The organism is Lunatimonas sp. (assembly GCF_020832325.1).
Classification (GTDB): Bacteria; Bacteroidota; Bacteroidia; order Cytophagales; family Cyclobacteriaceae; genus Lunatimonas.
The window spans coordinates 41,150-54,557 of record NZ_JAFIEU010000016.1 but is presented as its reverse complement, the minus strand read 5'-3'; the positions used below and the strand labels follow the sequence as shown (position 1 = coordinate 54,557).

Sequence of the window (13,408 nt, the reverse complement as noted above, 5' to 3'; positions counted from 1 at the left end):
GTGCTCTAGCCTTGTCGGGTTTTGGCGAGAATGTGTAGGCACGATTGGCTCTACCGCTGGCCAAAACTGGGATGATTTTTGGTCTCTATTCCCCGGGTTTGCACCCGGGGCTATAAATATTCGACCGCCTTCGGGGTCGTTTTTGGAGATTATGAGAAATTAAATGTGAGATAGTAGACATTCACCATTCCCTAAATGGGGTTGGCAAAATGACTCGAACCAGTGCCGCAACCCCGAAGGGGTGCCATGTTTATAGAAAAACAAAACAACAACACGCTAGTTTTGGCCGCAATAAATGGCCATGGTGCTATCCCCATCTCGCCAAAACCTGACCCTGAGTGGGCTACCGTTGATATCGGACCGTCTTTTTGTCGAATCGTTTGACCGTCGAATCGTCGAATCGGAGGCGTTTCAAGGCTAGGCTAAATTTGACAAACAACTAGCTGCAAGAATGCCTACACAGGCCTTGTGGGGTTTTGGCGATAGGGTGTAGGCATGATTGGCTTTGTGGCTGGCCAAAACGGGGGGATGATTTTGATTTCCATTCCCCGGGTTTGCACCCGGGGCTATAAATATTCGACCGCCTTCGGGGTCGTTTTTGGAGATTATGAGAAATTAGATGTGAGATAGTAGCCATTCGCCATTCCCTAAATAGGGTTGGCAAAACGCCATCGAACCGGTGCCGCAACCCCGAAGGGGTGCCATGTTTATAGGAAAACAAAACAACCACAACACGCTAGTTTTGGCCGCAATAAATGCCCATGGTGCCATCCCCGTTTCGCCAAAACCCGAGCCTTAGTGGGCTACCGTTGATATCAGACCGTCTTTTTATCGAATCGTTTGACCGTCGAATTGTCGAATCGGAGGGATTCGTTCTCAATGCCAAAGGAGTAGCATGACCCCATCGGAGTCAAATACCAGTAGCCCCGGGTGTTAACCCGGGGAAAGAGATAACAAGTTTAATTCCGTTTTGGCCGCCAAATACGGTTGCGGAGACATCCCTTTCCCGCCAAAACCCCAAAATGCCTGAAGTCGCCCAAAGACCTTCGAGGTTTTAGAAAACCTCAAAGGTCAACAGCTACCAAATATATCACCGAAGGCATATTTCAAGACATAAGACGTTAGATATAAGACGTTAGACCAATGCGGAACTAACGACCCGACCTCGCTACCAAAACTAACGATCCGAAGCGAGCACACTTTCGCAATTTCAAGCTAATATATCGCCGAAGGCATATATCCACCTATATCACGAAGTATATATCATTTGAATATCACCGAAGGCATATATCACGAAGTGTATTTCGCGCAGCATATATCATTTAAATTTCGCAAAGCATATATCATTTCAATATCCCACCTTCTTTCTTCTTTCCATCAACTCCCGCCAAGTCGTCAAAATCACCCCTTCGGATTCGATAAACTCCTTTAACTTGGGGTCCATCATGGCCAGCATGTCGCCCTTACGCAGGGATCCGCTGGGGGAGATTCGCTCAAAATGGGGCGTGGAATTGGTCGCATGGGTAATGATCTGCGTCACCCCCGGCTGTAGCGTTTGTATGGTCTCTATAAACTTGGCTGTCTTGTACGCCTGAATCTTGTTGTCATCTCCTTCGATGGATGGGTCTATCTTCCAACTGTAGCTGTCTGTATGCAGGTCATCCAAGACCGGCAACCCGGCCTCCCATAACATCTTGCCAATAGCCTGAAGCTGTTCTACATTCAGGTTGCTGGCGTTGCTCTCCTGCTGTATCCAAGTGGCATGCCCTCCGGGAAACATCACCGGAATCTGATATTCCACGCCCAATTGCAGGTACTTTTTCAGAAAGGCCTCACTGGCAAAGAGAGTTCCCATGTGGGAATCCAAGTGGGTAGGCTGAAAGCCCATCGAAATAAACTTATCGACCTGTGCTTTGATCTCCCTATACAGTTCCTCCGGATCTCCGTGCTGCACCACATCCCGAACAGAAGGCCACAGATAACCCTGCGGATCAACGAGAGTAGGGGTAGTGGGCTTGCCCGCCACAGGGCCCCAGCGGTAGCCCTTCCATTCGGAAGTCAATGTCAGATGCACACCTGAATCTACCTGCGGGTAATCCTTTAAGTAGTCAAAGTAATCGGGTACCCAGGAACAGGGCATCATGATAGAGCAAGACGTGGACAATCCCTGCTCCATGGATAAAATGGTTCCTTCATTGGCTTCATAGGACATTCCAGTGTCGTCCACGTGAAAGATGATCACTTTGGCCCCCTTGGGGTAACCCAGCCGCTCTGCATAGGTTTGGGCAAGGGATGGAAGGGCCAGAAAGGCACCTAAAACTGCAAGGATTCCGATGGTTTTTGTACGCATGGGTAAGAGGTTATTTTTTAATTTTTCTCCCATAATACGGAAAATTGAAAAAAAGGACTACCAAAAAACCGGATTCCATGCTTTCCTGACCCTTTCGCACCATCCGCTAGCCGTAGGAATGCCGGGCCAAGGAGCATGCACGGGGGCATGGCATTTGCTTTCTACCGCATAAGCGTATAATTTTAAGCTCCGATACACAATACTTGCGTACAGGCACGTCAAATCCAAGCAGATTCAGATCTGCTCTTCAAATAACACAATTTTAGGTAATGGAACATACAGAAGCTTCCCCGGAAGCCCGAAAAATCAAAGGCATTTTATACCTTCCCGCAACCGCCAAAGGCCAGAAATTGGAACACCTGCTGGGGGATATCGCTGCTGACCCAGTATATTACGACACGGAGAAAATCGATGACGAAAACTTAAACTTTAAGTTTTTGCTTCCCCTTGCCAATGATGCCCGTGAACAGGAAATCGACTTTGCATTGGGATTTGACAAGTCGCTGAAGCGCGTGATTATCGGCTACCTAAACCAGGAAGGCAAATTTTTGGTACTCAATGCCCATCAGCAGGCAGCCATGTTGGTGGACCACTTCCTCAGCCACAACCCCTCCGAAAGCGAGGCGGGCAGAATGGTCATCAAGGGCACCATTCTCTCCCAACAAATCGACAAAATCATTACCCGAAACGAAGGCGTGTACCGGGAAAGCCACGTGGGCTACGAGGCGCTTCGAGAGGCATTCGAAAAGGAACAGGTCAGTGGACTGCCTATTCTTGCCTGCGACGACCGAAACCATGTCCTGCTCAGCGCCGATCCGACCGAGAATGCCGGCAAGATCATTACCCTGATCCGGGAACTGGTAGAACGCCTGACCCGCAGAGAGTCCGGTATCTACATGCACCACGTAGACCTACAGCTGACCTATAAGCTGTTTGGCGAAAAAACCTTCAATATTTCCTCCGAAGGGCAGAACAAAAAAATCTTTGACCGCTTTCGCACGAAGCCACCCTCTGACAGCATCAACGAAGAGCTGGTCTCGATCTCGGACTTTAAAAAGGATGTGTTCCAAAACAAGCTGACCGGCAGAAAGGGACAGACCGAACTGGGACCTGCCGAACTCGTGCAATTAGAATTTAGCTCTGGACTGAAAATCAGCGTGGAACTGACCGACGGGGGAAGCAAGCTGTTTCTGCATCTAAGCGACTTTATCGATTGCTACAACCGCAATGCCTTTCCCGATGCCCGCAAAAACATCCACGACCGCCTGCTGAAGGTGGTGGTCTCCCTCGGGAAGGTAGTGATCAACCTGGGCAATTAACCACACGAAGCATCAACGACCACCCTATGCAACGACGAGGTTTCATTTCACGCATGGCAGCAGGTACCCTGGGCATCGGACTGGGTACCACGGCAGCTGCCTATCCCTATTCAGCCCGGAAAGTGGGCATCTCTGCGGCTACACCTGCCTTACAACGCACTGTCAGTATCAACGGACATCAGGCAACCTTCTACGTGGAGGGCCTAAAAGAGGAAGCCAAAATCCTGCACGTCACCGATACCCACTTGTTTCGGGACGATGCGCGGGGACTCCCTTATACCCGCTACAGTGCCCGCATGGCCAAAGCCTATAATCAGACCACCCACTGGCAAAGCGGCGAGACCACCCACCCGGAGGCAGCCTTTGAAGAAACCCTGGCGCATGCCAAGGAATGGGGAGCGGACCTGGTAGGACTCTCCGGGGATATCTTTAGCTTCCCCTCAGAGGCAGCCGTGGAATGGGTGATGGAGCGTCTGCAGGGCAGCGGACTGGAATACCTCTACACCACCGGCAACCACGATTGGCACTACGAAGGCATGGAGGGAAGTTTGGACGCGCTCCGGTCGGAATGGTCCGAAAAACGCCTCAAGCCCCTGTTTCAGGGAGCCGATCCCCTGATGGCCGTACGGGAAATCAAAGGCGTCAACGTGCTCTCCTTGGACAACTCCACCTACGAAATCACGGCAGCGCAATTGGAGTTCTTCCGCGCACAGGTACAGGTCGGAAAACCCCTCATCCTGTTCGTTCATATACCCCTCTACGCACCGGGCCGCTCCGTGGGCTACGGGTGCGGACATCCCGACTGGGGCTGGGAAGCAGACCGCAACCACGAACTGGAAGGCCGGCAGCGCTGGCCCAAGGCCGGACACACGCAGGTGACCATGGATTTTTACCGGGAAGTGTTTCAGGCCCCCAACCTGCTGGGGGTATTCGCAGGGCATGTACATAGGCAGTCTGTAGACATGATACAGGGCATCCCCCAATTGGTCACGGCACCCAATGCCACCGGAGCGTTTATGGAGCTGAATTTCCTTCCGCTTAAAACTTAACCAGGCAAAGGACAGCATATCCGATCAGACCTGCCAGGTTTGCACTCCCCATACAGGATCCCTATTCGCAAAATGTCCTAAATCCAACGAAAAAAAACCTGGCAGGTCTCACTGATTATGGATGACCGGAAAATTAAATTTGGTTTACCAGATCCATAAAATCACGAAATGTGTTCCCGCTTTTGAGGATTTTTTAATAGCTTCGTGCGCAAGTTCGTCTTGGGACTCACGTGGTGAAACTGTGTCTAATCCATATCAAAATAGACCAAAAAACCTACCTAACCACTTGAACATAAACTAGATACATCACAAGACGGCAAAACCAAAAATTAGTTACAACCTATTAAAAATGTATTTCAAAAGTTGTTTTTTGAAGTTTATAAAACCATTTTTTCTTATTTTTCGGTAAGACTTGAGCTGATTTGGTTTTTTTGCGGAAAATAACAATAAAATTTCTTGTACCTTAAGGGCGTATTCATTTTGTTTGTGCGCTCAATAAAATCCAACGATTTTCATGGCATGGTTTAAAAAGCTATTCGTAGTGGCCCTAACGCTGGCCCTGGGTGCGTCCTGCGTATCCAACAAGCGCATTATCTATTTGCAAAACCTGGAAGGCAACGAGCCCATCGCCGACGGGGAACTGATCACCTACGAGCTGCCCGAGTACCGGTTGCAGTTTAACGACATTTTGGACATCAATGTCAAAACAGCCGAGGACATGATCAAAGAAGGCTTTGGATTTAAAGATCAGACGGGAGGAGGAGGTAATCGGGCCATGATTGGACAGATTGCCCAAACCGGCGGAGACATTTATTATATGACCGGCTTTACGGTAGACCGAAACGGTAGTGTACGTCTTCCGCTGTTGGGAGAGGTTTCCGTGATGCAAATGACGCTGGACGAAGCCCGCTTGGAAATCGAATCCCGACTGCGGGAGTACGTCAAGTCTGAGCTGTATGTGACCGTCAAGCTAGGAGGTATCCGGTTTTCATCCTTGGGAGAGTTTAGACGCCCTGGCAAGCACGTGGTATTGCAGGACCGCATGACCATCTTTGAGGCCATCGCGCAATCCGGTGACCTGACCAATGTGGCCAAGCGGGACGAACTCCTGATTATCCGGCAGTACCCGGACGGCACCCGCCTGCACCGAGTCAACCTGAACGACCGGCACATCGTGCACTCCCCCTTCTATTTTATACAGCCCAACGATCAGCTCTACGCCGAACCCATGAAGGTACGGGAAGTAGGTGCGGGAGAGAATGCCTCCCAAACCCTGGCCCTGCTGGTTTCATCGATCTCGGCATTCGCATTAATTCTAAACCTCGTAACCCGGTAAGGAAATCGCATTTAGGAAAAATACAGATAACATCAAACTTACAGCGGATATCAGACCATTCGTAGGGAGTCCCTAGCGGGAGTCTGACCACTGAATCACCCTTTATAGAATGAAACAAGCCCCCAATACATCCCCTAGTCCCGGCAATCAGTCCATGGAGGAGGATCAAATTGACTTACGCTCTACGCTTTTTAAGTACCTCAGCCACTGGCCCATCATCACCTTTTCCGTAATTTTAGGTTTGGCTCTAGCCTATATGGCCAACCGTTGGGCCACGCCCATTTACCGGGTAGAAAGCACGGTCCTGGTCACGGACGACCCCTCCGGAACGGGAGAGGACCTCTTTCGGGCCGCTGCGATATTTCGCCCACGGGCCAACGTGGACAACGAAATCGGTATTCTCAAGTCCTATGCCCTGGCCGAAGAAACGGTCAAAAAGCTGGATCTAAATGTGCGGTACTACCTAAAGGGGATGTTCAAAACCTCCCAAATTTACGGCAACAACCCCATCTTCGTAGAGGTGGATTGGAGCAAACCCCAACTAGTAGGCGGGAAATTTGAGATTCAGGTAGTGGGAACGGACCGCTTTTCCCTAAAATATGCGGACGAAACCTTTTCCCTGTACAATCCACAGGATACCCGGTACAAAAGCCGGGTGGAAAACCTTCCTGCCATCGAGGGCGAATACCGCTTTGGAGAGCCCATCAGGGGGAATTCCTACCACTTCACCGTACAAAATACCAGCGCCCTCCCGGGTGAAACCGTTTTCTTTGACTTACAGGACACGCCCTCACTGGCTTTGGCATACCGCAACAGGCTACAGGTCGGTTCCCTTAACAAGATGGCTTCTATCCTGACATTGAGTGTAGAGACCCCAATTCGTCGCCTAGGAGAAGAATACCTCAATACGTTAATGGAGGCTTACCTGGAGCGGGAACTACGGGAAAAAAACAAGGCCTCGGAAAATACGGTAGTATTTATCGACAATCAGCTTCGGGGCATCACAGACTCCCTAAACTATTTTGAAAACCGCCTGGAGCAATACCGTTCGGAAAACCGCATCTTTAACCTTTCCCAGGAAGGCAATCAGATATTTTCCCGCCTACAGGAAGTGGAAAAAGAAAAAGGAACCGCCGAACTGCAGCTGAGTTACTACCAAACGCTACAGACCTACCTTAACCGGGACGACCTGAATAACATCGTGGCGCCCTCCGTGATGGGCGTGGCAGACCCCCTGTTAAATGCACTCGTCTTAAACCTTTCCGAGCTTCAAGCCCAAAAGATCAGCCTTTCGGCCAACCTCTCCGATCAAACTCCGGCAGTCCGGGAAATCAACAGCAAGATCGAGAGTGTCAAGCGGGCCCTGCAGGAGAATGTCAACTCCGCCATCCGCAACAACCAAACCCTGATCACCGAACTGGACAGCCGCATACGCCTGGTAGAGCGAGAGATCAACACCCTCCCCGTCACCGAACGCCGCCTGCTGGGCATACAACGTCAATTTAGCATCAACGAAAATATCTACGTCTACCTGCTGCAAAAACGGGCGGAAGCCGAAATCACCAAGGCCTCCAATATGCCCAAAAACAAAATACTGGACACCGCCCAAGCCGGACAGTTTCCAATAGCCCCTCGCAAGGCATTGAATATGCTGATTGGGCTGATTTTGGGCTTGATCATCCCCATCGGCTTTATCAGCGTACGGGATATGTTGAATATCAAGCTAGAGGACCCCAAATACCTGGAAAAAGAAGCTCGGGTTCCCTTGATCGGAACCATCGGCCGAAACACCACCGGACAAAACGTACCGGTATTTACCAGCCCCCGATCCACCGTAACCGAGTCCTTCCGGGGCCTGCGGGCCGATATCAGCTACCTGGTGCCCAATCAAGAAAAGATCACCGCCCTGTTTACCTCCAGCATCTCGGGCGAGGGCAAGACCTTTGCGTCCATCAACCTGGCGGCGGCCTATGCCCTGATGGGCAAACGTACCCTACTGATCGGTTTGGACTTACGCAAGCCCAAAATCGCCGAGGAATTTGACCTTTCCAACGACCGGGGGGTCAGCACGGTGCTAAGTTCCCAAGCCACTTGGAAGGATGTGGTCAAGCCCTCCGGATACGAAAATATGGATATTATCCTTTCCGGTCCCATTCCGCCCAACCCCTCCGAACTATTGCTGCTGGAAAAATTTACCAAAACCATGGCCGAATTGAAGGAGGCCTACGACGTGGTGGTGATGGACTGTCCTCCAGTGGGTCTGGTTTCCGAAACCAAGCAACTCTTTGCGTATGCGGATGTCAGCTTCTACGTATTCAGGCAGGACTATTCGCACCGCGAAAACGTACAAATCCTCAACAACCTGGTGGACAAAGGCGGCGTCACGAAAATCTACGCCCTCTTTAACGACGTACACAAAGACCTGGGCTATGGCTACGGTTACGGGTATGGGTACGGGTACGGCTACGGCAACTCCTATGGCTACCACGAAGAGGTCGTATTGCCTTGGTGGAAAAGGGCCTTGAGGAGGAAGAAATGATTTTGTTGTCGAATCGTTTGATCGTCGAATCGCCGAATCGGTGGCTTTTCGAAGCGAAACCAAACTCGCTCCGTCATTGCGAGGCTTGGGGATAGATTTAAGACATAAGACGTTAGACATAAGACACAAGCCGAAGCAATCTCCTTGGGGAGACGTAAGACTTAAGACATAAGATTAAAGACTGGTTTAAGATCGAGACGGTAAACTCCTCAGTTCAACAGTTCGCCAATTCGACGATTCAACTGTTCGACAGTCCCGCGGTTCGACGATTCAACAGTACTAGAGAGATTGCTTCGTCGCCCACTCCTCGCAATGACGAGAGGCACCGTCATTGCGAGGCTTGAAGAAAAGCAGAATCCGAAGACTAATTAGCAGACCCAGCAAAAGCGACATTAAGACGTCCTAACCGAAATCAAGCCGCGGCAATCCCTTCTGGAGACGTAAGATTTAAGACTTAAAACCTCGCCGTCATTGCGAGGCTTGGAGAAGGGCAAAATCCGGAGAGTATCTAGAAGACTCACGACAAGCGAAATTCAGACTCCGAAACCGACATCAAGCCGAAGCAATCCCCTGCTGAGACGTAAGATATAAGACTAGAGATTTGAGATGCTAGATTTGAAACCTTAGATTCGGTTTTCCTCTGATCCCAGCATTCGACGATTCCACAGTTCGACAGTTCCACGGTTCGACAGTCCCACGATTCGACATCACCAATGAGATTGATTCGCTCCTGCGTCACTCGCAATGACGAAAACGATTGAAGATAAAACCCAACCGACGGCCCACCAAGCCAAAACTACACAGCTTATATCAATCCTATTTCAACCTTATTTCTACTTTATTTCACGCACCTGTCTACTGAGAGGTAGCGAATATATACTTTTAACAAATGAAACTTGAAAACTCGAAAATACTAGTTACAGGCGGCGCCGGCTTTATCGGCTCCAACCTAGTAGATCGGCTGCTGGAACAGGATAACGAGGTCGTAGTTCTGGACAATTTTGCTACCGGCAAGCGGGAAAACCTGGTAGGGGCTTTTAAAAATAGCCGCTTTACTCTGATCGAAGGAGATATACGAAACGAAACCGACTGCGCCAAGGCCGTAGCGGGATGCGACTATGTGCTGCATCAGGCAGCCTTGGGTTCCGTACCCCGATCCATTCAGGATCCTGCTACTAGCGTGGACGTCAATATTGGCGGATTTGTCAAAATGCTGTTCGCGGCCAAGGAGGCCGGCGTAAAGCGCTTTGTGTATGCAGCGAGCTCCTCTACCTACGGAGACCACCCTGCCCTGCCGAAGGTAGAGCACGTAATCGGAAACTCTCTCTCCCCCTACGCCATCACCAAGTACGTAGACGAGCTATTTGCCAAGAACTTTTCCGATATCTACGGCATAGAGACCATTGGCCTGCGCTACTTCAATGTATTCGGCAGACGACAAGATCCCAACGGTGCCTATGCTGCCGTGATTCCCAAATTTGTGGCCTCCCTGATCCGGCACGAAAGCCCCAAAATCAACGGCGACGGATCGTATTCAAGGGACTTTACCTATATCGAAAATGTGATACAGGCCAATGAACGGGCCGCGGCGGTGCCTACAGCAGATATAATAGGCCGCTTGAAAGACTACCGGGAAGCTACGCCGGGCACACCCGAAGCCAAGGAGGGTGGCAGCCTTTCCGAGGTATTCAATGTGGCCTTTGGGGAAAGGGCGTCCCTAAACGAACTGGCTGAGGTATTGAAGGAAGGCCTTTCCGCGTACGATCCCAAAATCAAGCATGTCGAATTCCAATACGGCCCTGCCCGGGCAGGGGATGTGCCCCATTCCCTGGCATCCATCGACAAGGGCCGAATGGTTCTTGGCTACGCGCCCCAATATTCCCTGCGTACGGGATTAGAAGAAGCCTGCGCGTGGTACTGGGAGACTTTGTCGGTCTGATCGTCGAATCGTTTGATCGTCGTTGTTGTTAAATCGTTTGATCGTCGAATTGTCGAATCGGTGGCTTTTCGAAGCGAAACCAAACTCGCTCCGTCATTGCGAGGCTTGGGGATAGATTTAAGACATAAGACGTTAGACATAAGACACAAGCCGAAGCAATCTCCCTGATGAGATATGAGGTGGTAGATATGAGAAATGAGATTCGATTTTCCCCCGATCCCACGATTCGACGATTCGACAGTTCGACAGTCCCACGATTCGACAGTTCAACGATTCGACACCCTAACAAATCACAAAAGACATGACCAAAATACTCGTCACCGGCGCCGCTGGCTTTATAGGCTTCCACCTTTGCAAGCAACTGCTCGCGTTGGGCTACGAAGTCCTTGGCTTGGACAATATCAATGATTACTACGATGTTAACCTGAAATACGGCCGTCTTGCCGAATTGGGCATTAGGGCTGATGACCAACTACCCTACAACCAGATCGTTGTCGGGGAAAAATACGGCGATCGCTTTCAATTTATCAAGCTAAATCTGGAAGACCGAGAGGCTTTGCCGGAGCTTTTTCACACCCATACATTTGACAAGGTCTGTAACCTCGCAGCACAGGCGGGGGTAAGGTATAGCTTGGAAAACCCCATGGCATATATCGACAGCAATATCACGGGCTTTGCCAACCTGCTGGAATGCGTACGCCATGCCGGGATCAAAAAGTTGGTGTATGCCAGTAGCTCCAGTGTATATGGCTTGAATGATAAGGTACCCTTCTCAACAGACGATAGGGTGGACAACCCGATTAGCCTGTATGCGGCTACCAAAAAAAGTAACGAACTGATGGCCCATACCTATAGCCATCTGTATGGCATTCAGACGATAGGCTTACGCTTCTTTACGGTCTATGGCCCTTGGGGCAGGCCGGATATGGCCATGTTCTTGTTTACAGACGCCATACTAAACGACCAACCAATCAAGGTTTTTAACAACGGCAATCTTTCCAGGGATTTCACCTACATAGACGATATTGTTAACGGAGTAGTGGCAATTTTGGAAAAGGAGGCTCCCCAAAATTGCTCCATTTACAATATTGGAAACGGAAATCCGGTCAAACTGCTGGACTTTATCGAAGCGATTGAAGCATCCCTTAAAAAAAAGGCGAACAAAGAAATGCTACCGATGCAGCCAGGGGATGTGGAAAGAACCTGGGCGGACACTGCCGGATTGGAAAAGGATTTCCATTACAAACCCGCCATCGGAATCCAGAGAGGAATCAACCAGTTTATAGACTGGTATAATGAATACTACCGGCTGAACCTAACAATACTACAAAAAAATGATGTCAGGTCTTAGCACATTAAAAAGGAATGGGTAATTATGCCCAAGATCTGAGATTCATTGACTAACATCCCCTCTTTTGAATTACCCATTCAAAAGGCTACTTACATGGGTTGCTACAGAATAAAAAATTAGCGTGAATTCTTTAGATTAAATAAATAACACAAGAAACCGCTATAGCTGCCATTCGGGTAGGTATTTCTCATTTCTAGACAAAACAGCAACATTTCTATAATTTTTACTAAATATGAAATCGAATATAACAGCAAAGATTTCCGGAGGTCAAGTCCCCAAAGGAAAAGTAACCGTAAGTGGTGCGAAAAATTCAGCTACCCGGTTGTTAGCTGCTTCCCTCGTTGCCGACGAAAAAGTAGTACTGGAAAACTTCCCAACTGAACTGGTAGACGCCAACTATAAATTCGATTTTATCCGAAAATGCGGTGGCTTGGTTAACGTCGACAGAGAAAAGGAAATTGTTGAAATCGAATCTGGCAATTTAATCGACGTAGAGCTGGACGATTATAATTACCCCATCCGAACCACCTATCTATTGGTGCCCGGACTTATCAAACGAAACGGGATAGCTCGAATCCCCTATCCCGGCGGCTGTAAAATAGGCAACAGGGGATACGATTTACATATCATGGTTTGGGAAAACCTGGGCGCAAAGGTAGAAGAAAAGGAAAACTACATTCAGGTAACGGCTCCAAATGGATTCAAAGCCGGAGAGATTGATTTCCCCATCACCACCATCGGAGGTACGGAAAGCGCACTGATCTGTGCTTCTACGATCGCCGGAACGACTTACATCAAAAACGCTTACATTTCCCCTGAAGTACAGAACTTGATCGATTTTCTTCGTACACTGGGATCGAAAATCAAGGTGGTAGGTAACAGCTTTATCGAAGTAACCGGAAAGTCCTTCCTTCAAGGCTCCCTTTTTCAAGTTATGCCCGATCGAATCGAAGCGCTGACCTGGCTCGTGTACGGAATTTTAAGTGGTGGAGATATCACTATCGAAGATGTACCTTTTACAGCGATGGAAATACCCTTGATACATTTGCATGAAGCAGGAATCGATTATTACCGAAATACCCGAAGTATACATATTACCCCCGACTGCCTTCAAAACGGAATAATCCAACCTTTTGAACTAGCTACTGGAACCCACCCAGGTATTATCTCAGATATGCAGCCATTTTACGTACTGTTAGGCCTTCACGCAGATGGAATAAGCCGAATCTTTGATTACCGTTATCCCGAAAGAATTAAATACTGCGAAGAGTTGAACCGATTTTATCCTGGACAATTATCTTGGGAAAAAGGTGCTATCACCACTAGAGGAAAACACAACATAAGCCCCAACGCCAGCACAGCTACATCTACCGACTTAAGAGGAAGCATGGCTCTATTGATGGCTGCCTTGTTGGGACAGGGCGACTCCACAGTAAACAACGCTGAAATGGCATTAAGAGGCTACAACAAACTACAGGAAAAACTAGCTGCTCTAGGTATAAAATTGAACCTAATACAAGAATAA

General features: G+C 49.2%; 8 protein-coding genes. 7 read left to right on the top strand and 1 reads right to left on the bottom strand.

Annotation, left to right across the window (positions count from 1 at the left end):
* Positions 1 to 1,348: 1,348 nt before the first annotated feature.
* Positions 1,349 to 2,350 (bottom strand): polysaccharide deacetylase family protein, encoded by a 1,002-nt coding sequence (locus tag JJU34_RS05945; RefSeq protein WP_228691414.1) that lies wholly within the window; start codon positions 2,348 to 2,350, stop codon positions 1,349 to 1,351.
* A gap of 269 nt (positions 2,351 to 2,619) precedes the next feature.
* Here JJU34_RS05945 and JJU34_RS05940 point away from each other — a divergent pair, with 269 nt between their 5' ends.
* The 7 genes from JJU34_RS05940 to JJU34_RS05910 all read left to right on the top strand — a co-directional run bounded on the left by JJU34_RS05940 (position 2,620) and on the right by JJU34_RS05910 (position 13,408).
* Positions 2,620 to 3,669 (top strand): hypothetical protein, encoded by a 1,050-nt coding sequence (locus JJU34_RS05940; RefSeq protein WP_228691413.1) that lies wholly within the window; start codon positions 2,620 to 2,622, stop codon positions 3,667 to 3,669.
* Between the two features lie 26 nt (positions 3,670 to 3,695).
* A complete protein-coding gene (locus JJU34_RS05935; RefSeq protein ID WP_228691412.1) occupies positions 3,696 to 4,718 on the top strand; it encodes a metallophosphoesterase in 1,023 nt (340 codons plus the stop codon).
* A gap of 514 nt (positions 4,719 to 5,232) precedes the next feature.
* Positions 5,233 to 6,054, top strand: a complete 822-nt coding sequence (locus tag JJU34_RS05930; protein WP_228691411.1) for a polysaccharide biosynthesis/export family protein — start codon at positions 5,233 to 5,235, stop codon at positions 6,052 to 6,054.
* Between the two features lie 109 nt (positions 6,055 to 6,163).
* Entirely contained in the window at positions 6,164 to 8,593 is a 2,430-nt protein-coding gene (locus tag JJU34_RS05925; protein ID WP_228691410.1) for a tyrosine-protein kinase family protein, read from the top strand.
* Positions 8,594 to 9,482: 889 nt separating this feature from the next.
* On the top strand, positions 9,483 to 10,532 hold the full coding sequence (locus tag JJU34_RS05920) for an SDR family oxidoreductase (protein WP_228691409.1): 1,050 nt from the start codon (positions 9,483 to 9,485) through the stop codon (positions 10,530 to 10,532).
* 301 nt (positions 10,533 to 10,833) lie between these two features.
* Positions 10,834 to 11,883, top strand: a complete 1,050-nt coding sequence (locus tag JJU34_RS05915) for an NAD-dependent epimerase (protein WP_228691408.1) — start codon at positions 10,834 to 10,836, stop codon at positions 11,881 to 11,883.
* Between the two features lie 232 nt (positions 11,884 to 12,115).
* Entirely contained in the window at positions 12,116 to 13,408 is a 1,293-nt protein-coding gene (locus JJU34_RS05910; protein WP_228691407.1) for a UDP-N-acetylglucosamine 1-carboxyvinyltransferase, read from the top strand.

What these genes read in the sequence shown, in the direction of transcription:
- JJU34_RS05945 (WP_228691414.1), bottom strand. Translation starts at nt 2,350, where the DNA reads ATGCGTACAAAAACCATCGGAATCCTTGCAGTTTTAGGTGCCTTTCTG.
- JJU34_RS05940 (WP_228691413.1), top strand. Translation starts at nt 2,620, where the DNA reads ATGGAACATACAGAAGCTTCCCCGGAAGCCCGAAAAATCAAAGGCATT.
- JJU34_RS05935 (WP_228691412.1), top strand. Translation starts at nt 3,696, where the DNA reads ATGCAACGACGAGGTTTCATTTCACGCATGGCAGCAGGTACCCTGGGC.
- JJU34_RS05930 (WP_228691411.1), top strand. Translation starts at nt 5,233, where the DNA reads ATGGCATGGTTTAAAAAGCTATTCGTAGTGGCCCTAACGCTGGCCCTG.
- JJU34_RS05925 (WP_228691410.1), top strand. Translation starts at nt 6,164, where the DNA reads ATGAAACAAGCCCCCAATACATCCCCTAGTCCCGGCAATCAGTCCATG.
- JJU34_RS05920 (WP_228691409.1), top strand. Translation starts at nt 9,483, where the DNA reads ATGAAACTTGAAAACTCGAAAATACTAGTTACAGGCGGCGCCGGCTTT.
- JJU34_RS05915 (WP_228691408.1), top strand. Translation starts at nt 10,834, where the DNA reads ATGACCAAAATACTCGTCACCGGCGCCGCTGGCTTTATAGGCTTCCAC.
- JJU34_RS05910 (WP_228691407.1), top strand. Translation starts at nt 12,116, where the DNA reads ATGAAATCGAATATAACAGCAAAGATTTCCGGAGGTCAAGTCCCCAAA.